This is a genomic window from Achromobacter sp. NPDC058515 (assembly GCF_042721735.1).
Lineage (GTDB): Bacteria > Pseudomonadota > Gammaproteobacteria > Burkholderiales > Burkholderiaceae_B > Achromobacter.
In genome coordinates this window covers 404,153-424,821 of sequence record NZ_JBHXNI010000001.1, presented here as the reverse complement: position 1 = coordinate 424,821, position 20,669 = coordinate 404,153, and the positions used below count along the sequence as shown (strand labels likewise).

Genomic DNA, 20,669 nt, shown 5'->3' with positions numbered 1-20,669 from the left:
CGTGGCGGCTACGCCGTCGCGTCTCCCTGCTGCGCCAGGCCCAGATTGGTCCTGAGCATGTCGTAGACCTGCCGCGTCAGCGGATTGATCAGGTCGCGCCTTATCCACAAGAAGTAGGTCACGTCCGGCAGCGGCGGCAGCCCTTCCTTTTCTCCCAGCACGCGCATTTCCGGCCCCAGCAGTTCCACGCTGCGCGCCGTGACGCCCAGGCCCGCCCGCAGCGCGGCCTTTATCCCCACCAGGTTCGGCGCCACATAGTTGGTGTGCCAGCGCACGCGCGCCTGCTCCAGCGCGTTGAGCGCCAGGCGGCGGAAGATGCTGGGGTCATCGGCCAGCACCAGCGGCACCGGCGCATGCACGTCATGCACATAGTCGGCCGAGGCCAGCCATACCGTGGGCGAGGTGCGCAGCGCCACGCCTTCGAAGTCCTGGTCGAAGCGGGTGGAAATCGTCAGGTCGATCTCGCCGGCGCGCAGCGCGTCCATCAGGAAGGGGCTGCGGTCCACGCGGATCTCGAGCTTCACGCGCGGGGCCGAGCGCGCGATGTGCGTCAGCAGGGTGGGCAGGATCGTGTCCGCCACGTCCAGGGGGGCGCCCAGCCGAAGATCTCCTTCCAGCTGCCCGTCCTGCAGGGCGCGCAGCGCCTCGTCGTTGATGGCCAGCATATGGCGCGCGTACTCGACCAGGCGCCGGCCATGCGAGGACAGCAGCTTGTTGCGCCCCTGCTTTTCAAACAAGGGGAGGCCGATCATGGACTCCAGCCGCTGCATCTGCTGCGTGATCGCGGACTGCGTCTTGTGCATCCGGTTGGCGGCTTCGGAAAACGTTTCGTGCTGGGCGATGGCCGTCAGCGTGCGGAGCAGGTCCAGATCCAGATTGCGCATTGCGGGCTCGCGAAAGGGCGTGGTAGACAGCTAAGGGATAACCCAAAATATTAGCGCTGCTAATGGAATGTTAAGGCAATTTAAATTGTTGGGCGGGAATCCGGGCGATACAGTAAGTGCAATAACTCATGAATCAAGAGGGAAAACCAAAATGAGCACTGCACATCCTCATCAGGCCGGCATAGACAGCGCGGTTGGAAATATTAAAAAAACTGTAGGAAATAAGGGCCTGAACCGCGACAGCCTGCAGGAGGTGCTGAACGAGCTCGTGGCGCTGGCAGGCCGGACGGACTGGTGGGCGGCGGACCGCTATCCGGCCCCGGAAGGCGAGGAACTGCAGGCGCGCTACCTGATCGCCGAAGACCCCGACAAAAGCTACGCGCTCTATCTGAACGTGATGCGCCCGGGCAAGAAGATCGTTCCGCACAACCACACCACCTGGGCCTGTATCGCCGCCGTCGAGGGGGTGGAATACAACTATGTCTACGACCGCAGCGACGACGGCTCCGTGCCGGGCGTGGGCAAGCTGGAGAAGACCGGCACCGTGGTGGTGGGACCGGGCGCCGGCATTGCGCTGATGCCGGACGATATCCACGCCGTGGAGATCCAGGGCGACAGCGCTATCCGCCACCTGCACATGTACGGCCGCGCGCTGGAAACGCTGAATGAACGCTTGGGCTTCGACCTGGAGACCGGCACCTGCAAGATCATGCCCATTGGCGTGCAGACGCGCCGCTGATCATGAACAAGCCCTATCGGTCCGCGACGCGCCTGCTGCGTGCAGGGCGCCCCCATCACGGCTGGGTCAACACCCCCGTCACCCGCGCCAGCACCTACGTATTTGAAAGCGTCGAGGCCTGGCGCGACACGCGGGCGCGCCGCGAGCAGGAGCGCCTGCCGTCCTATGGCGCGCGCGGCACCGACAGCACGCATGCGCTCGAAGACGCGCTGGTCGAGCTGGAGCAGGGCTTTCGCGCCAAGCTGTATCCCACCGGCCAGGCCGCCATCGCCACCGTGCTGCTCGCCTATCTGCGCGCCGGCGACCACGTGCTCGTCACCGATGCCGTGTACGAGCCGGTGCGCCGGTTCTGCGCGGAGCATCTGACCCGGCTGGGCATCGAATACACGTACTACCGCCCCGACGGCGCCGGCATCGAGGCGCTCATCCGCCCCAACACGCGGATGATCTACGCGGAGTCTCCAGGTTCGCTGACATACGAAATGCCGGACCTCCCCAAGTTATCCACAACTGCGCGCCGGCATGATTGCTGGCTGGCTGTGGATAACACCTGGGCGTCCGGGTTGATACACAAACCGCTCACGCTAGGCGCCGATATCTCCATCCTGGCGGCGACCAAGTACCTGGGCGGCCACGCCGACGTGATGATGGGCGCCGTCGTCGCCACCGACCGCGCCTGGCCCGCGCTGGAGCGCGCCACGATCGATTTCGGCCAGACGGTCGGCGCGGACGACGCCTTCCTGGTGCTGCGCGGCATGCGGTCGCTGCCGCTGCGCATGGCGCAGCATGCCCGCAACGCCATGCAGGTTGCCGGGTGGCTGCTGGAGCGCCCCGAGGTGGCGCGCGTGCTGTGCCCGGCCTTGCCCGGCGATCCCTCGCACGCGATGTGGCTGCGCGATTGCAGCGGCGCCAATGGTTTGCTGACGGTTGAGCTGTCGAACACGTACACCGAATCCGATGCCGAACGCCTGATCGACGGCCTGCGGCTGTTCGGTATCGGCGCGTCCTGGGGCGGCTTTGAAAGCCTGGTGATCCCGGTGCAGTTGCGCACATCGCGTTCCCTGCCCGACAGCGCCCCGCGCGGCCCGATGCTGCGCCTGCATATCGGCCTGGAAGATCCCGAAGACCTGATCGCCGATCTCGAATGCGGCCTGTCCGCGCTGACCCAACCCCTCCGTTCCTTCCGAATCTCATGATGCATCCCACCTCCAACCACTCCTTTGCCGACGTCGATTCGCATACGCTCAAGCAATGGCTGCACGACGGCCACGAGATCGCGCTTCTGGATGTGCGCGAGCATGGCCAATACGGCGAGTCCCATCTGTTCTACGCCGCGCCCGTGCCATACAGCCGGCTGGAGGTGGACATCGTGCGCCTTGCGCCGCGGCGCGACGTGCGGGTCGTGGTCTACGACAATGGCGGCGACGACGTCACGGCGGCGCGCGCTGCCCGCGCCTTGAACGCGCTGGGCTATGGCCAGGTGCATCGCCTGGCCGGCGGCATCGCGCAGTGGCAGCAGGACGGATATGCCGCGTTTGCGGGCGTGAACGTGCCCAGCAAGACGTTTGGCGAACTGGCCGAAGAAGTTTTCCACACTCCGCGCATCGGCGCCCGCGAACTGGCCGAACGCCAGCGGCGCGGCGACGACCTGATCGTTCTGGACGGCAGGCCCTATGCCGAGTACCAGAAGATGAGCATCCCGGGCGGCATCTGCTGCCCCAACGGCGAACTGGCGTTGCGGGCCCACACGCTGGCCGGCAGCCCGGAGACCACGATCGTGGTGAACTGCGCCGGCCGCACGCGCAGCATCATCGGCGCGCAGACACTGATCAACCTGGGTGTGCCCAATCCCGTCTACGCGCTGGAGAACGGCACGCAGGGCTGGTATCTGGAAGACCTGCAGCTGGAGCACGGGGCGCGCCGCCGCTACGGCGACGACATTGCGCAGGAAGAGGTGCCCGCGTTGGCGCAACGTTCCGCGCAGTTGGCCGAGCGTCATGGCGTACCCGTGGCCAGCGCGAGCCAGGTGCAGGCGTGGCTGCGCGACGCGGCGCGCAGCACCTTCCTGTGCGACGTGCGCAGCGCCGAAGAATTCGAGCAGGGTTCCTTGCCGGGGGCGCAGCACACGCCGGGCGGCCAACTGGTCCAGGCGACCGACCAGTACCTGGCCGTGCGCGGCGCGCGCATCGTCGTGTTCGATGCCGAAGGCGTGCGCGCGCCGGTCGTCGCAAGCTGGCTCAGGCAGATGGGATGGGATGCCTGCGTGTTGAAAGAGGGCGCGCAGGCCACGCTGGCCCACGACGCGCCCGCAGCGCAGGCGCCGGACGTTTCCGTGCTGACCGATGCCGCGCTGGCGGCCGCGCTGGCGCAGGGCGCGCAAGCCGTCGATATCCGTCCCAGCATGCGGTATCGCGCCAGCCACATCGCGGGCGCGCGCTGGTCGGTCCGTCCGCGCCTGGAGCGCCTGGCGCTGGACGCCGCGCGCCCCGTTGTCCTGCTGGCCGAAGAAGCCGCGCTGGCCGCCTGGGCTGCCGGCGACCTGCGCGCATTGGGGATCACGGACATCAAGGCGAACACCGGCACGCCGGAAAGCTGGTCCGCGCACGGGATTGCGCTGGAATCCACGCCCGCCCTGCCGCCCGACGGCGAATGCATCGACTACCTGTTCTTCGTGCACGACCGCCACGACGGCAACAAGGCCGCGGCGCGCCAGTATCTGGCCTGGGAGACCAACCTGGTCAAGCAGATCGACGAACGCGAACGCGCGGCCTACCGCTTCCCGGCTCGCTGACAACGCAGCCGCCGCGGCCGGCCCGCGGCGCAGCAGGCGCTTCAACCTGATCAATACGCCCCGACGGCTCTTGCCGGCGGGGTGCGGACGGTTCATGGCGAACCGGAATGCAAAGGACGGCCGAGCATCCGGCCGCCGACACAAGGGGAAATACAGATGAAGCAACATGCATTGCACGCTTGCAAGACCGTGGCCGCGGCAATGGCCGGCCTGTTGTGGGGCGTTGCCGCCCACGCCCAGGCGCCCGCGTCATTGGCCGACTATCCCAAGCAGGCCATTACCGTGGTCTCGCCATTTCCGCCCGGGGGCGGCAACGACGGCGTAGCGCGTCTGATCGCGCAAGAACTGGGCGCGATCACCGGCCAGAGCGTGGTGGTGGAAAACCGCTCCGGCGCGGGCGGCAACGTCGGCACCGCGCAGGTCGCGCGCGCCAAGCCCGACGGCTATACGCTCGTCATGTCGCAGACCAGCGTAATGGCCGTCAATCCGCGCCTGTACAAGAACGTGGGCTTCGATCCGCTGAAGGACTTCGCCCCGATCTCGCAGATCACGTCGGCGCCGCTTGTGCTCGTGTCGCGCACGGAGAGCCCGTACAAGAGCCTGAACGACTATCTGGCGGCGGCGCGCAAGCAGCCCGGCGCCATCACCTATGCGACGCCCGGCAACGGAACCATGAGCCACTTGATGGGCGCGCTCGTGTCGCAGAAGGCCGGCGTCAAGCTGGTGCACGTGCCGTATCGTGGAGCGGCGCCGGCCATCACCGATCTGATGGGCGGCACGGTGGACATGCTGATCACTTCGCCTGCATCGGCCGAACCCATGGTGGCCGCCGGCAAGTTGCGCATTCTTGCGATGAGCCACGGCGACAGCGTGGGCATCTTCAAGGAGGCGCCCACGCTGCAGCAAGCCGGCATGGAAGGCATCACGGCGGACGATTGGTACGGCCTGTTCGCGCCCGCGGGCACGCCGCCGGAGCGCATCGCCTACCTGGCGCAGGCCGTCGACCAGGCCATGAAATCGCCCGCCGTGATCGCCAAGATCAACAGCGGCGGCAGCCGGCCCGTGGGCAGCCAGCCGGCGGCGTTCAAGACGCGCCTGCAGCAGGACACGGCCTACTGGGCGGAGATGGTCAAGACCGCCGGCGTGTCGCTGGATTAAGCGCGGCCGCCCGGCTGCGCTACACCGCCAGGGTATTGCCCACGGCGGACTTCAATGCGGCATAGGCCGGCGACTTCTGCGCGCTGCTGTTGGTGACGAGGTGGTCGATCCGGTCCACGCCGCAATACGACACGCGGCTGCACAGGCCGATCTTGCTGAAGTCGGCCAGCAGCACGAGCTGCTTGGCGTTGGCCGTCATCGCGCGCGCCACTTCGGCCTCGCGCAGGTCGTAGTTGGTGGCGCCGCATTCCACGTCCACGCCCACGGGCGACAACAGCGCCAGGTCCGCGCGGTAGCGGTGGATCTCGGCAATGGTGATGTCGCCCGCCGTGGCGCATACCGGGCCGTCGACGGAGCCGCCCAGCATGATCAGCTGGTTGGCGCCGCTGCCCGCCGTGCCCACCTTCAAGGCGACGTCGAACGAATTGGTGATGATGGTCAGGCCGGTAAGCTTGGCCAGCTCGTCGGCCAGCACGCTGGTGGTGCTGCCTGCGTCCAGAAACAGCGTCTGCCCGCTGGACACCAGGCCGGCGGCGGCCCGCGCGATGGCGCGCTTGTACTTCACGCGGGTATGCACGCGTTCCGCGATGGGCGGCTCGTTGTGGACGGGAACGGCGCCGCCATGCACGCGGCGCAATTCTCCCAAGGCTTCCAGTTCAAGCAGATCCCGCCGGACGGTCTCGCGCGAGACCCCCAGTTCGCCGACGATGCGGTCGGTCGATACCTGCTGCAATGAAGACAGCAGGGCGCGGATTCTCTGATACCGCTCTTCTTGCCACATATCCGATGCTTCCTAATCTATGTCCGCCGCCGCGCGGCTCCGCCAATCAGCGCGCGCAACACCAGCAGCGACCCTCCCACGACCAGCATGATAAGGGTTGAATAGGCGGCGGCCTGCGATACGAACCCGGCTTCGTCCAGCCGCAGCACCGATACCGGCGCCACGCTGATCGATGGGGTCACCAGGAAGATGACCGCCGACAGGGTCACCATCGAGCGCATGAACAGGAAGAAGAAGACGCCCAGCACGGTGGGGCCGATCAGCGGCAGCACCGAGTCGCGCAGCACGTGCAGGGTGCCGCCGCCCAGGCAGCTCACCGCTTCCTCCAGGGCCTGCGGCACGGCGCGCATGCCTGTCATCATCGTCAGGAAGCCCTGGGTATGGTAGTGGTAGAAGTTGCACAGGGCGATCAGCGCCGCGCTGCCGTAGAGCGCATACAAGGGCGTGCCCGGCGCATTGAACGCGAAGATGTACGACAGGCCCAGCACCAGGCCCGGCACCCCGACCGGCAGCACCGACATCATGTACACCAGCTTGGCCCATGCGCGCGGAATCCGGCATACGCCAAAGCATAGGAAGAACAGCAGCAGCACGCCGCCGCCAGCCGCCGCAAGCGACAGGTACAGCGATGTCCAGAGCGGCGAATAGCCCCCGCTCACCGTAATGTCGTAGTGCTTCAGCGTCCATTCCATGCGATAGGGCCAGAGCCGCATGAAACTGGCGAAGACCACGGTGCCCACGGTGACGATGATCGCGCTGGCCGCAAGCAGCACGCCGGCGCTGAACGCCGCATCGCGTCCGCGCGACGGTTGCGGCGTGACCTTCAGGCCGCCGGGCGAGGCCGATCCGAACTGGCGCTGCGAGGCCACGCGCTCGATCTGCACCGAGATCAGCGAGGGCAGCAGCAACAGGATGCCCACCACCGACCCCATGCCGAAGTTCATCTGCCCCGATACCTGGCTGTAGATCTCCGTGGCCAGCACGCGATAGTTTCCGCCGATCACCGCCGCGTTGCCGAAATCGGTGATCGTGATGACGAATACGACAAATCCCGCGCTGAGCAGGCCGAACCTGCAGTTGGGCAGGGTGATGTCCATGAACTGGCGCGCGCTCGACGCGCCCATGACCTCGGCTGCGTCGTAATAGCGGGCATCCATGTTGCGCAGCGCCGCCTGCAGGATCAGCACCGCCTGGGGCAGGGCGTAGAACACGTTGGAGATCAAGAGGCCCCAGAACCCGTAGATGTCGATTTCCCATCCCGTCCAGCGATGGACCAGCCCGTTGCGTCCCAGGATGAAGATCAGGCCCAGGCCCTGGACGAGCGACGGCGCCAGCAAGGGCAGCACCAGCGCCAGCTGCACGATGGCCTTGCCGCGCATGCAGCTGCGGTCCAGGCCGTAGGCGACGGCGAATCCCAGCACGATGCTGACCACCGTGGTGGCGGCGCTCATCGTCAGGCTGTTGAGCGTGGCGGTGAGGATGCCGCGGGTGGCGAAGACTTCGGCGTAGTTGCCCAGGCCAATGGAGCCGTCTTTCTCCACCAGGCTGCGCCACGCCACGGTGGCCAGCGGATACAGGAAGAACAGCGCCAGGCCCGCCAGCGGTATGGCCACGCAGGTCCACAGCAGCGCGCGGTCCGCCGACCAGGGGGCGCGGCCGGCCGGCGCGGCCAGCGACACGCTTGCGTGCGCGCTGCTCACGCAGCCGCTCCGGATGGCGTCTTCATGTGCTGACCCAGGCGCAGTGGCCGGGCTCCATGGCAAGGCGCACCGGCGCGCCGCGGGACAGCCCGGCCGCGCCGTGCTGCTCCACCATCAGTTCGCGGCCCATCCACGCCACGCGCAAGCGCGTAAGGTTCCCCATGAAAGTCATGTCCTGCACGCGCCCGGGGCCGTGTTCATCGGCCGCGACGCGCAGGTTCTCGGGCCGCAGGCAGGCTTCGTAGCGTTCGCTCGCGCCTTCGGGGCGCGTCGCCAGCAGTTCGGGCATGGCGCTACGCACCCAGTCAGTCGGAAGCAGATTGCTCAGGCCCACGAAATTCGCCACGAATCGCGTGCGCGGCCGCAGGTACAGGTCGGAGGGGGAGCCTACTTGCTCGATGCGCCCGTCATTCATGCAGACGATCTTGTCGGCCAGCGTCAGCGCTTCCTCCTGATCGTGCGTCACCATGATCGTGGGAATCTTCAGCCGGCGCTGCACCTCGTGGATCTCGGCGCGCATATCCGTGCGCACGCGGGCATCCAGCGCGGACAGCGGTTCGTCGAGCAGCAGCAGCGCCGGGTCCACCGCCAGCGCCCGCGCAAGGGCCACGCGCTGTTGCTGCCCGCCCGAGAGCTGGTGCGGATAGCGCTCGGCATGGTCGGGCAGCTTGATCAGCGCGAGCAGCTCCCGGACCCGGGCGGCGATGCGCTCGCGCGTTTCGCCGCGGATGCGCAGCCCGTAGCCCACGTTTTCGGCCACGGTCATGTTGGGAAACAGCGAGTACGACTGGAACACGATGCCGAAGCCGCGCCTGCGCGCGGGCAGCGCGCCGAGGTCCCGTCCGCCCAAGGTGATCGTGCCCCGGTCGAACGGCAACAGGCCCGCCACGATCCGCAGCAAGGTCGTCTTGCCGCAACCGCTGGGCCCCAGCAGGCAGACGAATTCATGCTCGCCTACGGACAGGTCGATGTCTTCCAGCGCCACCGAGGCATCGAAGGTTTTCCGTATCCCCCGCAATTCCAGGTACATGGCGTCTCCAGATGGCTTGCCGCAAGCCGGTCAGCGCTTGATGGTGTTCTGCCAGGTCTTGATCGTTGCGTCGCGTTCGGCGGCCGACTTCTGGAAATCCACGGGATACAGCACGGCGGTCAGGTCCTTGGGAAGGCCTGCCGCCTCGGCCGCCTTGTTGGGGGCGGCGCCGGGCAGGGTGACCAGCTCCTTGTACTTGCTGTACAGCGCGCCGGCCTGCGCCGACAGCGTCCAGTCCAGGAAGCGCTTGGCATCCTCGGGATTCTTGGCCGTCTTCATCAGGCCGGACGCTTCCAGTTCGTAGCCCACCCATTTGGATGGGATCACCATCTTGACGGGGTAGCCCTCTTCGATGGACTGCATGGCGGGGAAGGCGAAGGACACGCCGATGGCGTATTCGCCGGCGCGCGCCATCTTGCAGGGGCGCGAGCCGGACGGCGTGTACTGCGCCACGTTCTTGTCCAGGTCTTTCAGAAGTGCCCAGCCTTTCTCCTGGCCGAGGCCCTGCAGCAGGGCGACGATCTGCAGGTAGCCGGTGCCGGATGCCGCCGGGCTGGGTATGACGATTTCGCCCTTGTAGACGGGCTTGGTCAGATCTTCCCAGGAAGTCGGCATGGGAAGGTTCTTGGATTTCAGCCGGTCGGTGTTCACACAGAACGCGGCCACGTAGCCGGTGGCGGCAAACCATTTGCCGTCGGCGCCCCTGTACTGGGCGGGCAGCGTATCCGCGCCCTTGGCCGCATAGGGCGCCAGCAGGCTCTGCAGGCGCGGATCCAGCATGTTGCTGACGGCGAAGCCCCAGATCACGTCCTGCTGCGGGTTGGCCGCCTCGGCGATCAGGCGGGCGCCCAGATCGCCGGTGGACAGGCGCAGCACGTTGACCTTCACGTCCGGCATGGCCGCGTTGGCCGCCTTCAGGTAGGCCGCGATCTCGTCTTCTTCCAGCGCGGTGTAGACGGTGATGGCGCCGGCATGGGCCTGCGCGCAACCTAGGGAAATTACTGCAACCACAAGGCTAAGCTTCTTCATACATTGCATGATGGGACTCCGGTTGGAATACACGGCAACGGTGGCGAGCTACGTATGCGGACGGCGACCTGCAGGAATGCGTGATCAGGTTGCAGTTTTATGTATGTTTGCAAATTTGTGGCAACGTGTCTAGACTGGAATAACCTGCATACAGGAGTTTTTTTGGCGTAGGCACATCCTCTCTCGCCACTCCTGGGAGCGCATCGATGCAAACTTCTCCGACCTTGTCCGCGCAGCAGCTCGCTGCGTTTTCCTCGTTCGCCCAAACGCTGGCGGACCGCGTGCGGCCCTTGTCGCGCAAGTGGTTCCGGCATCCGCTGGCGGTCGACACCAAGGCCGACGAAAGCCCCGTCACGCAGGCCGACCGCGAAGTCGAAGCGGCCTTGCGCGAGGCCATCGCCGAGCACTATCCCGATCACGGCATCTTCGGCGAAGAGTTCGGCGCCTCGCACACCGAAGCCGAGCTCGTGTGGTCGCTGGACCCCATCGACGGCACGCGCGCCTTCATCTCGGGCAACCCGCTGTGGGGCACCCTGCTGGCGCTGCTGCACCGGGGCAAGCCCGCGCTGGGCGTCATCGATATCCCCATGCTGGACGAACGCTGGATCGGCGCCGCCGATTCCCCCGCGCGGCTCAACGGCCAGGCGTGCCGCGTCAGCGCCTGCACCGAACTGCGCCAGGCCATCGTGTACGCCACATCGCCCGACATCTTCGAAGGCGCCGAACTGGCGGCATTCGACGCCCTGACCCAGGCGGCGCGCATGCGCCGCTACGGCGGCGACTGCTACAGCTATGGGCTGCTGGCCAGCGGCCATGTCGACCTGGTTGTCGAGGCCGGCCTGCAACCCTACGACTACCTGGCGCTGATGCCCGTCATCGAAGGCGCGGGCGGCGTCATTACCGATTGGACGGGGCAGCCGCTCAGCCTCGAATCGCAGGGCCGCGTGGTCGCGGCCGCCACGCCGCAGCTGCATCGCCAGGCGATGCGGGTGCTGGGGGCGGCCATGGCCTGACAACCGCGCCGCCCGCCCGCAGTTCAACGCAACGCTTCAGCCACAAGGTGAACGAGCATGCATGCACTAGGGGTAGCAACGGTGGAAGACGCGGAGCGCCTGGTGCAAGCCAGCCCGCTCTCGCATATCAAGGTGGGCTTGTCCGACGTCGACGGCGTCATGCTGGGCAAGTATCTGCGGCGCGACAAGTTCCTCGGCGCGCTGCGCTCGGGCCTGGCGTTCTGCGACGTGGTGTTCGGCTGGGATCTCGACGACCAGCTCTACGACAACACCAAGTACACCGGCTGGCACACCGCCTACCCCGACGCCAAGCTCAGGATCGTGCCGCAGACCGGCCGCCGCCTGCCGCTGGAACAAGGGCCGGGCGGCGAAGACATGCTGCTGTTCCTGGCGGAGTTCGAAGGCGACGCGGGCGCCATCTGTCCGCGCCGATTGCTGCACCGGACGATAGACCGCGCCGCCGCCATGGGCTATGACGCATACGCCGCGCTGGAATACGAGTTCTTCATGTTTCGCGAAACGCCGCATTCCGTGCGCGCGAAGAACTACCGCAACATGGAGAACTGGACACCGGGCAACTTCGGCTATTCCATGCTGCGCAGCACGGTCGAGGGCGACTTCTACCGCAAGCTGCTGGACATGTGCGAACGAATGGACATGCCCATCGAGGGCCTGCACACCGAGACCGGCCCGGGCGTCCTGGAAGCGGCCATCGCCGTGGACCAGGCCGCCGCCGCGGGCGACAAGGCATTCCTCTTCAAGACCTTCACCAAGGCGCTGGCGCAGCAAAATGGCCTGATGGCGACCTTCATGGCGAAATGGTCGCACGACCACCCCGGCCAGAGCGGCCACATCCACCTGTCGCTGCGCGACAGGAAGTCCGGGCACTCGGCGTTCTACGACGAATCCCAGCCTCACGGCGTGAGCGCGGCGCAGGCTTCCTTCATGGCGGGCGTCCAGCGCTACCTGCCCGAATTCATGGCGCTGTATGCGCAGACCATCAATAGCTATTCGCGCCTGGTGCCCGGCTACTGGGCGCCGCTGGACGCCACCTGGGGCATGGAAAACCGCACGACGGCGCTGCGCCTCATTCCGGGCAGCGACAAGTCGCAGCGCGTCGAAGTCCGCATCGGCTCGGCCGATGCCAATCCCTATCTCGCCCTGTCCGCCGCGCTGGCTTCCGGCCTGCACGGAATCGAGCAGGGCCTCAAGCCCGAACCGATGGTGAAGGGCAACGCCTATACGCAGCAGTTTCCCGCGCACCTGCGCCTGCCCACCACCCTGTGGGAGGCCGCGCAGCGGCTGCGCGAATCCGAGGCTGCGCGCCATCTGTTCGGCGACGCCTTCGTCGAGCACTACGTGGCGACGCGCGAATGGGAAGAAAGGCAGTTCCGCCGCCACGTGACCGACTGGGAGCTGGCGCGCTACTTCGAGATCATCTGAATCCCCTCCAACCCGCTTGCATAGGGCCGCCATGACCCAGGAACTCATCACCATCAGTCCCATCGACGGGCGCGAGGTCGTTCGCCGCGCCTACGCCAGCGACGCGCAGATTGCGCAGGCGCTGGCCAACGCGCAGGGCGCCCAGGCGGCCTGGCGCGCCATGGGCGTCGAGGCGCGGGGACGCATCGTTTCGCTAGCGGTCGACCGCTTCGTCGCCGCGAAGGCGGAGATCGCGCGCGCCATCACGATCCAGATGGGCCGGCCCCTGCGCTACACGCCGGGAGAAGTGGCGGGCTTCGAGGCCCGCGCGCGCCACATGATCGCGATCGCGGGCGAGGCGCTGTCGCCCATCCAGGCGCCCGCGCAGGCGGGCTTCACGCGCTTCATCAGCCGCGAGCCGATCGGCGTCGCGCTGACGATCGCTCCGTGGAACTATCCCTTGCTCACTGCCGTGAACAGCATCGTGCCCGCGCTGATGGCGGGCAACACCGTCATTCTCAAGCACTCCGACCAGACGCCTCTGTGCGCCGAGCTCATCGACCGCGCGTTTCGCGACGCCGGCGCGCCCAAGGGCGTGTTTCAGTACCTGCACGCCAGCCATGACATCGTGCAGCGGCTGATCCGCGCGCCCGAGATCGGCTATGTATCGTTTACGGGCTCCGTGCGCGGCGGCCGAATTGTCGAGGAGAGCGCGGCAGGAAGGTTCATCGGCGTGGGCCTTGAACTGGGCGGAAACGATCCGGCCTATGTGCGCGCCGATGCCAGGATCGATCATGCGGTGGAGACGCTGGTGGATGGCGCGTTCTTCAACTCGGGCCAATCATGCTGCGGCATCCAGCGCATTTACGTGGCGCGGTCCGTCTATGAGGAATTCCTTGGACGAGCCGTCGCGCTGACCAATGGCTACGTGCTGGGCAACCCGCTGCATGCGGACACGACGCTGGGCCCTGTCGTGCGTGCGCAAGCCGCCGTCGAGATCCGCGGCATCATCGCCGAAGCGTTGGCCGCCGGCGCCAGGAATATGATAGATCCATCGCATTTCAAGGAAGCGAGCGAAAGCTCGCCTTATGTTGCGCCTGCCTTGCTGACGCAGGTGGATCATCGGATGCGCGTCATGAACGACGAGTGCTTTGGTCCGGTCGTGGGCATCATGCCGGTCGATGGCGACGACGAAGCCGTCGCACTGATGAACGACAGCCCCTATGGCCTGACCGCCGCGGCGTTCACGCAAGACGAAGAGGCGGCGCTGCATATTGGCAGGCGTGTCAGGACCGGCACGTTCTTCATGAATCGCTGCGATTACCTGGACCCCTCGCTGGCCTGGACCGGCGTCAAGAACACGGGGCGGGGCGTGTCGCTGTCGGCGGTCGGCTACGAGCAGCTCACGCAAGCCAAGTCCTTTCACCTGCGCAGTGTCTGACACGATGTTTTCGGGAATCGAACCATGACCGTCCCCAGCGTCAACTGGAACTACCCCACCGCCATCAAGGCCGGCCCCGGCCGCATCCGGGAGCTGCCCGAATGGTGCCGCGAACTTGGCATGGCGCGGCCCTTGCTGGTCACCGATCCCGGCCTTGCGTCCTTGCCCATGGTGGAAGAGGCGCTCTTGGCCTGTCGCCAGGCCGGCCTGGACTGCGGCTTGTTCCACGAAGTCAAAGGCAATCCGACAGGCCGCAACGTCGATGACGGCGTCGCCGCCTACAGGCAGGGCCGCCATGACGGCGTGATCGCGTTTGGCGGCGGCTCCGCGCTGGACGCCGCCAAGGCCATCGCGCTGATGGCCGGCCAGACGCGGCCGTTGTGGGACTTCGAAGACATCGGCGACAACCATCTGCGCGTGAATGTCGCCGGCATGGCGCCCGTCGTGGCGGTGCCGACCACGGCAGGCACCGGTTCCGAAGTGGGGCGGGCCTCCGTCATCACCGATGAGGCCGCCCAGGTAAAGCGCATCATCTTCCATGCGCGCATGCTTCCGTCCATCGTGATCCTGGACCCGGAGCTGACTGTCGGCCTGCCGCCGAAAATCACGGCGGCCACCGGCATGGACGCGTTGTCGCACAATCTGGAGGCCTACTGTTCGCCGTTCTTTCATCCGATGGCCGCGGGCATCGCGATCGAGGGCATGCGCCTGGTCAAGGAGTACCTGCCGCAAGCGGTGGCCGATGGCGGCGATGTGCAGGCGCGCCAGCAGATGCTGGTGGCCTCCTGCATGGGCGCCACGGCCTTTCAGCGGGGCCTGGGGGCCATGCATGCGCTGGCGCATCCGCTGGGCGCGCTCTACGACGCGCATCACGGCACGCTCAACGCCATCCTCATGCCGTATGTGCTGAAGGCGAACCAGCAGGCGGTGGCGCCGCGACTGGAAGCGCTGGCGCGCTACCTGGGTTTGCCGCAAGCCGGGCCCGGCGCGGTGCTCGATTGGGTGCTGAGCCTGCGCGAGGCCGTGGGCATCCCGCATACGCTGGCCGACATCGGCATCGACGAGGCCCAGGCCGAGCGGGTAGGGCGCATGGCCTGCGAGGATCCGTCGGCCGGCACCAACCCGGTCAACTACACGGCCGACGAATATTCTTCGCTTTTCCGTGCAGCAATTCGCGGAAACCTGTAAGCTTCGCCCCCTCTGCGCGGAAACGCGACGGTGGCTGAACAGGAATTTTGAATTTTTCGTCCGAATGGTTTGACAGCGGATTTGAAAGTGTTCATAATCTCAAGTTCTCCGCTGGAGGGGTGCCCGAGTGGTTAAAGGGGGCAGACTGTAAATCTGTTGGCCTTGCGCCTACGTTGGTTCGAATCCAACCTCCTCCACCAGAGACCCATACCTAAATCCAGGCGCGGTTGGCCTGGATTTGCAATGTAAGGCCTAGGGAACTGGGCGGCCTTCGCAAAGAAGGTTGTAAGGTTCCCCAGGCCTTGATTTCGAAGGGTTTGGGAAAGAGAAGGTGAAAGGGTTTGCCGCGGGTGTAGCTCAATGGTAGAGCAGAAGCCTTCCAAGCTTACGACGAGGGTTCGATTCCCTTCACCCGCTCCAAGATTGATATCAGTAAAAGCTGCCCATGTGGCTCAGTGGTAGAGCACTCCCTTGGTAAGGGAGAGGTCGCGCGTTCGATCCGCGCCATGGGCACCACAAATATCCAAAGTTCTTTTCTTCAGTCAGAAGCGCAATCCAGGTCAGGAGTCAGCCATGGCAAAAGGCAAGTTTGAACGTACCAAGCCGCACGTGAACGTGGGTACGATTGGTCACGTTGACCACGGCAAAACGACGTTGACGGCGGCGATCACGACCGTTCTGTCGAACAAGTTTGGCGGCGAAGCCAAGGGCTACGACCAGATCGATGCGACTCCTGAAGAAAAGGCTCGCGGCATCACGATCAACACGGCTCACGTCGAGTACGAAACGGAAGCGCGTCACTACGCGCACGTTGACTGCCCGGGCCACGCTGACTATGTGAAGAACATGATCACGGGCGCCGCCCAGATGGACGGCGCGATCCTGGTCGTGTCGGCCGCTGACGGCCCGATGCCGCAAACGCGTGAACACATCCTGCTGAGCCGCCAGGTTGGCGTGCCGTACATCATCGTCTTCCTGAACAAGGCTGACATGGTTGACGACGCCGAGCTGCTCGAGCTGGTGGACATGGAAGTTCGCGAACTGCTGTCGAAGTACGACTTCCCGGGCGACGACACGCCGATCGTCAAGGGTTCGGCCAAGCTGGCGCTGGAAGGCGACAAGGGCGAACTGGGCGAACAGGCCATCATGAACCTGGCCGCCGCGCTGGATTCGTACATCCCGACGCCTGAGCGCGCCGTGGACGGCTCGTTCCTGATGCCGGTTGAAGACGTGTTCTCGATCTCGGGTCGCGGCACGGTGGTGAACGGCCGTATCGAACGCGGCATCGTCAAGGTCGGCGAAGAAATCGAAATCGTCGGTCTGGTTCCGACGGTCAAGACGACCTGCACCGGCGTGGAAATGTTCCGCAAGCTGCTCGACCAAGGTCAAGCGGGCGACAACGTGGGCATCCTGCTGCGCGGCACCAAGCGTGAAGACGTCCAGCGCGGCCAGGTTCTGGCCAAGCCGGGCTCGATCACCCCGCACACGGACTTCACGTCCGAGGTGTACATCCTGTCCAAGGAAGAAGGCGGCCGTCACACTCCGTTCTTCCAGGGCTATCGTCCCCAGTTCTACTTCCGCACGACGGACGTGACGGGCACGATCGAGCTGCCGGCCGACAAGGAAATGGTTCTGCCGGGCGACAACGTGGCCATGACGGTCAAGCTGTTGGCTCCGATCGCCATGGAAGAAGGCCTGCGCTTCGCCATCCGTGAAGGCGGTCGCACCGTCGGCGCCGGCGTCGTCGCCAAGATCCTGAAGTAAGCAATACCCGGATGGGTAGAGTGGGCTCTCAAGCCCCTCTATCCATCTTTGCTGTAAAAGTAGTACTATGTATGGTTCCGCAAGCCGATGCATGCGGAGCCAGTGCAAAGTTTCAGTGAATGTGTAGTGCAAGTGTAGTGTTTTAGGGGCATAGCTCAATTGGCAGAGCGTCGGTCTCCAAAACCGAAGGTTGTAGGTTCGATTCCTACTGCCCCTGCCACCGCCAGGATAAACCCGCGGGAGATCATCGCGAGTTACGCATTCACGGCGGCTCGCGTCGCAATATGTCTAATACCAGCGTAGAAACCGTAACCAGTACCGCCGACCGGGTCAAGCTCGGGCTGGCGGTTCTCGTCGTTATTGCTGGCATCGTCGGGTTCTCCGTGCTTAGCGCACAGCCGATGCCTGCACGTGTCGGCGTGTTCGTCGGCGGCCTCGTGATCGCAGCCGTGATCGCCTGGTTCAGCGAACCCGGCCGCCGCACCCTGAGCTTTGCCAGCGAGTCCTACAACGAAGTCAAGCGTGTCGCATGGCCCACCCGCAAGGAAACGACCCAGATGACGGGCATCGTTTTTGCGTTCGTGGCGGTCATGGGCATTTTCATGTGGGTGCTCGACAAGGGCATCGAATGGATTCTCTACGGCCTGCTGTTGGGCTGGAAATAAGGACGGCGAATGAGTAAGCGTTGGTATGTCGTCCATGTGTACTCCGGCATGGAAAAAAGCGTACACAAGGCCCTGAACGAGCGCATCGAGCGCGCAGGCCTGCAAACGTCTTTTGGCCGCATTCTTGTGCCCTCCGAGGAAGTCGTCGAGGTCAAGGGTGGTCAGAAGTCGATCACCGAACGCCGCATTTTCCCCGGTTACGTCCTGGTTGAAATGGACCTGACCGACGAAACGTGGCATCTGGTCAAGAACACCAACCGCGTCACCGGCTTTTTGGGTGGCTCGGGCAACCGTCCGACCCCGATTTCCGAAAAGGAAGTCGAGAAGATCCTCTCCCAGATGGAAGAGGGTGTCGAGAAACCCCGCCCCAAGATCCTGTTCGAAGTGGGCGAGATGGTTCGGGTCAAGGAAGGTCCGTTTGCAGACTTCAACGGCAACGTCGAAGAAGTCAATTACGAAAAGAGCAAGGTTCGCGTGTCGGTCACCATTTTTGGTCGCGCCACGCCTGTCGAACTCGATTTCAGCCAGGTCGAAAAGACCTGAATCTAACCCCCGGGGAGCCCAGGCCAGACAGGCCGGGGCGATATAACCCGCAAGGAGCAAAGCATGGCGAAAAAGATCGTCGGCTTTATCAAGCTGCAAGTACCGGCTGGTAAGGCTAACCCCTCCCCCCCGATTGGCCCCGCACTGGGTCAACGCGGCCTGAACATCATGGAATTCTGCAAGGCGTTCAACGCCAAGACCCAAGGCATGGAGCCTGGTCTGCCGATTCCGGTGGTGATCACCGCCTTCGCGGACAAGAGCTTCACCTTCATCATGAAGACCCCGCCCGCGACGGTCCTCATCAAGAAGGCAGCCGGCGTGCAAAAGGGTTCGCCCAAGCCGCATACCGACAAGGTCGGCACGCTGACCCGCGCGCAAGCTGAAGAAATCGCCAAGGCCAAGGGCCCCGATCTGACCGCCGCTGATCTGGACGCCGCTGTGCGCACGATCGCTGGCAGCGCCCGCAGCATGGGCATCACGGTTGAGGGGATCTAATCATGGCAAAGTTGTCCAAGCGCGCAGCCGCTATTGCGCAAAAGATCGACCGCACCAAGTTGTACCCGGTCGCTGAAGCCCTGACCCTGGTCAAGGAAACCGCCGTCGCCAAGTTCAATGAATCCATTGACGTGGCCGTGCAACTCGGCATCGACCCGAAGAAGTCGGACCAGCTGGTCCGCGGTTCGGTCGTGCTGCCCGCCGGCACCGGCAAGTCGGTCCGCGTGGCCGTGTTCGCCCAAGGCGACAAGGCTGAAGCCGCCAAGGCCGCCGGCGCCGACATCGTCGGTCTGGACGACCTGGCTGACGCGATCAAGGCCGGTCAGATGGACTTTGACGTCGTCATCGCCTCGCCCGACACGATGCGTGTCGTGGGCGCCCTGGGCCAGATCCTGGGTCCCCGTGGCCTGATGCCGAACCCGAAGGTCGGCACCGTGACGCCCGACGTCGCCACCGCTGTCAAGAACGCCAAGGCCGGTCAGGTTCAGTACCGTACCGACAAGGCCGGCATCATCCACGCAACGATCGGCCGCGCGTCGTTCGGCGTGGACCAGCTGCAAACCAACCTGGCCGCTCTGGTCGACGCCCTGCAAAAGGCTCGTCCCGCAGCTGCCAAGGGCATTTACCTGCGCAAGCTCGCCGTTTCGTCCACGATGGGCGGCGGTGCGCGCGTGGAAATTGCCTCGCTGTCGGCTTCCAACTAAGCCAACAGCAGTAAACGTACTTTGGGCTGCATCCGGATTCCTCCGGATGTTGCTGTCAAAGACCGCTGGAGCAGGGTAGTGGAAGGGTTCTCCCTTCCGTATGGAAAGCAGCATCCCCGCTGCCCCGCTTAATCCCGGAGCTCACACAGTCCGGATCCAGCGTAGACGGCGTCCCCAGGAAGATTTCTTTACACGAAGAACTCGACCAGGCGCCGCATTCGGTTGACGCGCAAGGCTCAGGCCCCAGGCGTCTTTTGATGGAGTGTTCAAACCGTGAGTCTCAATCGTCAAGAGAAAGCGGTGGTAATCGAGGAAGTCTCGGCGGAAGTCGCCAAGGCACAATCGATTGTTATCGCTGAGTACCGTGGTCTGGACGTCGCCTCTGTCACCGTACTGCGCAAAACTGCGCGTGAATCGGGCGTGTATCTGCGTGTTCTGAAGAACTCGCTGGCCCGTCGTGCTGTTGCCGGCACGGCTTTCGAGCCGTTGGCTGAGCAACTGACCGGTCCGCTGATCTATGGTATCAGCGCTGATCCGGTTTCGGCGGCCAAGGTCATCGCAGGTTTCGCGAAAAGCAACGACAAGCTGGTCATCAAGGCGGGCGCATTGCCCAACAGCCTGCTGACCCAAGATGGCGTGAAGGCTCTGGCCACCATGCCCTCCCGCGAAGAGTTGCTGTCGAAACTGCTTGGCACCATGCAAGCCCCCATCGCGCAATTCGTGCGTACGCTCAACGAAGTTCCGACCAAGTTCGCCCGTGGCCTCGCGGCTGTGCGCGACCAGAAGGCAGCGGCCTGATCGCCCTGCTGTCCGGAATTCGCTGAACGACGAAGCGACACCCAAACCCTGGCATTACCAAAATATTTGGAGTTCTGAAAAATGGCACTTAACAAAGCTGAAATCCTTGACGCCATCGCTGGCATGACCGTGCTCGAGCTGTCCGAGCTGATCAAGGAAATGGAAGAGAAGTTCGGCGTGTCGGCTGCTGCCGCTGCCGTCGCTGTCGCTGCTCCCGCTGCTGGTGGCGCTGCCGCCGCTGCTGAAGAGCAAACCGAGTTCACCGTCGTCCTGCTGGAAGCCGGCGCGAACAAGGTCAGCGTCATCAAGGCCGTGCGCGAGCTGACCGGTCTGGGTCTGAAGGAAGCCAAGGACCTGGTCGACGGCGCTCCGAAGCCCGTCAAGGAAGCTGTGGCCAAGGCTGATGCCGAAGCCGCCAAGAAGAAGCTGGAAGAAGCTGGCGCCAAGGTCGAAGTCAAGTAAGACCTGCGTCATCTGCCCGGGGACAGCGCTGTTTGCCGTCCCCGGGCTTTTGCGTTTCCAGG

At 65.0% G+C, this 20,669-nt stretch carries 20 protein-coding genes and 4 tRNA genes; 19 read left to right on the top strand and 5 right to left on the bottom strand.

Annotated features, from left to right (window positions below; all coding sequences use genetic code 11):
• Nucleotides 1–8: 8 nt before the first annotated feature.
• Nucleotides 9–884, bottom strand: a complete 876-nt coding sequence (locus ACFWP0_RS02030; protein WP_377839325.1) for a LysR substrate-binding domain-containing protein — start codon at nt 882–884, stop codon at nt 9–11.
• Between the two features lie 151 nt (nt 885–1,035).
• Here ACFWP0_RS02030 and ACFWP0_RS02025 point away from each other — a divergent pair, with 151 nt between their 5' ends.
• The 4 genes from ACFWP0_RS02025 to ACFWP0_RS02010 all read left to right on the top strand — a co-directional run bounded on the left by ACFWP0_RS02025 (nt 1,036) and on the right by ACFWP0_RS02010 (nt 5,572).
• Complete coding sequence (locus ACFWP0_RS02025) at nt 1,036–1,623, top strand: hypothetical protein (protein WP_377839324.1); 588 nt, start codon at nt 1,036–1,038, stop codon at nt 1,621–1,623.
• Between the two features lie 2 nt (nt 1,624–1,625).
• The gene (gene metC / locus ACFWP0_RS02020; RefSeq protein WP_377839322.1) at nt 1,626–2,819 is read left to right on the top strand and encodes a cystathionine beta-lyase; all 1,194 of its coding nucleotides are present in this window, start codon (nt 1,626–1,628) and stop codon (nt 2,817–2,819) included.
• The gene (locus ACFWP0_RS02015; RefSeq protein ID WP_377839321.1) at nt 2,816–4,414 is read left to right on the top strand and encodes a rhodanese-like domain-containing protein; all 1,599 of its coding nucleotides are present in this window, start codon (nt 2,816–2,818) and stop codon (nt 4,412–4,414) included. Before metC ends, ACFWP0_RS02015 begins: the two co-directional genes overlap by 4 nt.
• Nucleotides 4,415–4,570: 156 nt before the next feature.
• Complete coding sequence (locus tag ACFWP0_RS02010; protein WP_377839320.1) at nt 4,571–5,572, top strand: Bug family tripartite tricarboxylate transporter substrate binding protein; 1,002 nt, start codon at nt 4,571–4,573, stop codon at nt 5,570–5,572.
• Between the two features lie 19 nt (nt 5,573–5,591).
• On the opposite strand, the gene ACFWP0_RS02005 is transcribed toward ACFWP0_RS02010, so the two are convergent.
• The 4 genes from ACFWP0_RS02005 to ACFWP0_RS01990 are packed head-to-tail and all read right to left on the bottom strand — an operon-like array spanning nt 5,592 to nt 10,121.
• The gene (locus tag ACFWP0_RS02005; RefSeq protein ID WP_377839319.1) at nt 5,592–6,353 is read right to left on the bottom strand and encodes a DeoR/GlpR family DNA-binding transcription regulator; all 762 of its coding nucleotides are present in this window, start codon (nt 6,351–6,353) and stop codon (nt 5,592–5,594) included.
• A gap of 17 nt (nt 6,354–6,370) precedes the next feature.
• A complete protein-coding gene (locus ACFWP0_RS02000) occupies nt 6,371–8,053 on the bottom strand; it encodes an ABC transporter permease subunit (protein ID WP_377839317.1) in 1,683 nt (560 codons plus the stop codon).
• Between the two features lie 22 nt (nt 8,054–8,075).
• A complete protein-coding gene (locus tag ACFWP0_RS01995) occupies nt 8,076–9,083 on the bottom strand; it encodes an ABC transporter ATP-binding protein (protein ID WP_377839316.1) in 1,008 nt (335 codons plus the stop codon).
• 30 nt (nt 9,084–9,113) lie between these two features.
• On the bottom strand, nt 9,114–10,121 hold the full coding sequence (locus tag ACFWP0_RS01990; RefSeq protein WP_377839315.1) for an ABC transporter substrate-binding protein: 1,008 nt from the start codon (nt 10,119–10,121) through the stop codon (nt 9,114–9,116).
• A 197-nt stretch (nt 10,122–10,318) separates the two neighbouring features.
• Between ACFWP0_RS01990 and hisN the strand changes: the two genes are divergently transcribed.
• The 15 genes from hisN to rplL all read left to right on the top strand — a co-directional run bounded on the left by hisN (nt 10,319) and on the right by rplL (nt 20,607).
• A complete protein-coding gene (hisN, locus tag ACFWP0_RS01985) occupies nt 10,319–11,125 on the top strand; it encodes a histidinol-phosphatase (RefSeq protein WP_377839314.1) in 807 nt (268 codons plus the stop codon).
• 57 nt (nt 11,126–11,182) lie between these two features.
• Complete coding sequence (locus ACFWP0_RS01980) at nt 11,183–12,568, top strand: glutamine synthetase family protein (RefSeq protein WP_377839313.1); 1,386 nt, start codon at nt 11,183–11,185, stop codon at nt 12,566–12,568.
• 31 nt (nt 12,569–12,599) lie between these two features.
• On the top strand, nt 12,600–13,988 hold the full coding sequence (locus ACFWP0_RS01975) for an aldehyde dehydrogenase family protein (RefSeq protein WP_377839312.1): 1,389 nt from the start codon (nt 12,600–12,602) through the stop codon (nt 13,986–13,988).
• Between the two features lie 24 nt (nt 13,989–14,012).
• Nucleotides 14,013–15,176, top strand: a complete 1,164-nt coding sequence (locus ACFWP0_RS01970) for an iron-containing alcohol dehydrogenase (RefSeq protein WP_377839311.1) — start codon at nt 14,013–14,015, stop codon at nt 15,174–15,176.
• 113 nt (nt 15,177–15,289) lie between these two features.
• A tRNA-Tyr gene (locus tag ACFWP0_RS01965) sits at nt 15,290–15,376 on the top strand.
• 146 nt (nt 15,377–15,522) lie between these two features.
• Nucleotides 15,523–15,596: transfer RNA gene (locus ACFWP0_RS01960), tRNA-Gly, on the top strand.
• A gap of 21 nt (nt 15,597–15,617) precedes the next feature.
• Nucleotides 15,618–15,692: transfer RNA gene (locus ACFWP0_RS01955), tRNA-Thr, on the top strand.
• Between the two features lie 57 nt (nt 15,693–15,749).
• Nucleotides 15,750–16,940, top strand: a complete 1,191-nt coding sequence (gene tuf, locus ACFWP0_RS01950; RefSeq protein ID WP_377839310.1) for an elongation factor Tu — start codon at nt 15,750–15,752, stop codon at nt 16,938–16,940.
• Nucleotides 16,941–17,084: 144 nt separating this feature from the next.
• Nucleotides 17,085–17,160, top strand: a tRNA-Trp gene (locus tag ACFWP0_RS01945).
• A 64-nt stretch (nt 17,161–17,224) separates the two neighbouring features.
• The gene (gene secE, locus ACFWP0_RS01940; protein WP_006216577.1) at nt 17,225–17,605 is read left to right on the top strand and encodes a preprotein translocase subunit SecE; all 381 of its coding nucleotides are present in this window, start codon (nt 17,225–17,227) and stop codon (nt 17,603–17,605) included.
• 9 nt (nt 17,606–17,614) lie between these two features.
• The gene (nusG, locus tag ACFWP0_RS01935; protein WP_006389586.1) at nt 17,615–18,148 is read left to right on the top strand and encodes a transcription termination/antitermination protein NusG; all 534 of its coding nucleotides are present in this window, start codon (nt 17,615–17,617) and stop codon (nt 18,146–18,148) included.
• Nucleotides 18,149–18,211: 63 nt separating this feature from the next.
• Entirely contained in the window at nt 18,212–18,643 is a 432-nt protein-coding gene (gene rplK / locus ACFWP0_RS01930) for a 50S ribosomal protein L11 (protein ID WP_046806050.1), read from the top strand.
• Between the two features lie 2 nt (nt 18,644–18,645).
• On the top strand, nt 18,646–19,347 hold the full coding sequence (gene rplA / locus ACFWP0_RS01925; RefSeq protein WP_377839309.1) for a 50S ribosomal protein L1: 702 nt from the start codon (nt 18,646–18,648) through the stop codon (nt 19,345–19,347).
• A gap of 273 nt (nt 19,348–19,620) precedes the next feature.
• A complete protein-coding gene (rplJ, locus tag ACFWP0_RS01920) occupies nt 19,621–20,145 on the top strand; it encodes a 50S ribosomal protein L10 (protein WP_006227006.1) in 525 nt (174 codons plus the stop codon).
• A gap of 81 nt (nt 20,146–20,226) precedes the next feature.
• On the top strand, nt 20,227–20,607 hold the full coding sequence (gene rplL / locus ACFWP0_RS01915; protein WP_006227008.1) for a 50S ribosomal protein L7/L12: 381 nt from the start codon (nt 20,227–20,229) through the stop codon (nt 20,605–20,607).
• Nucleotides 20,608–20,669: the final 62 nt, after the last annotated feature.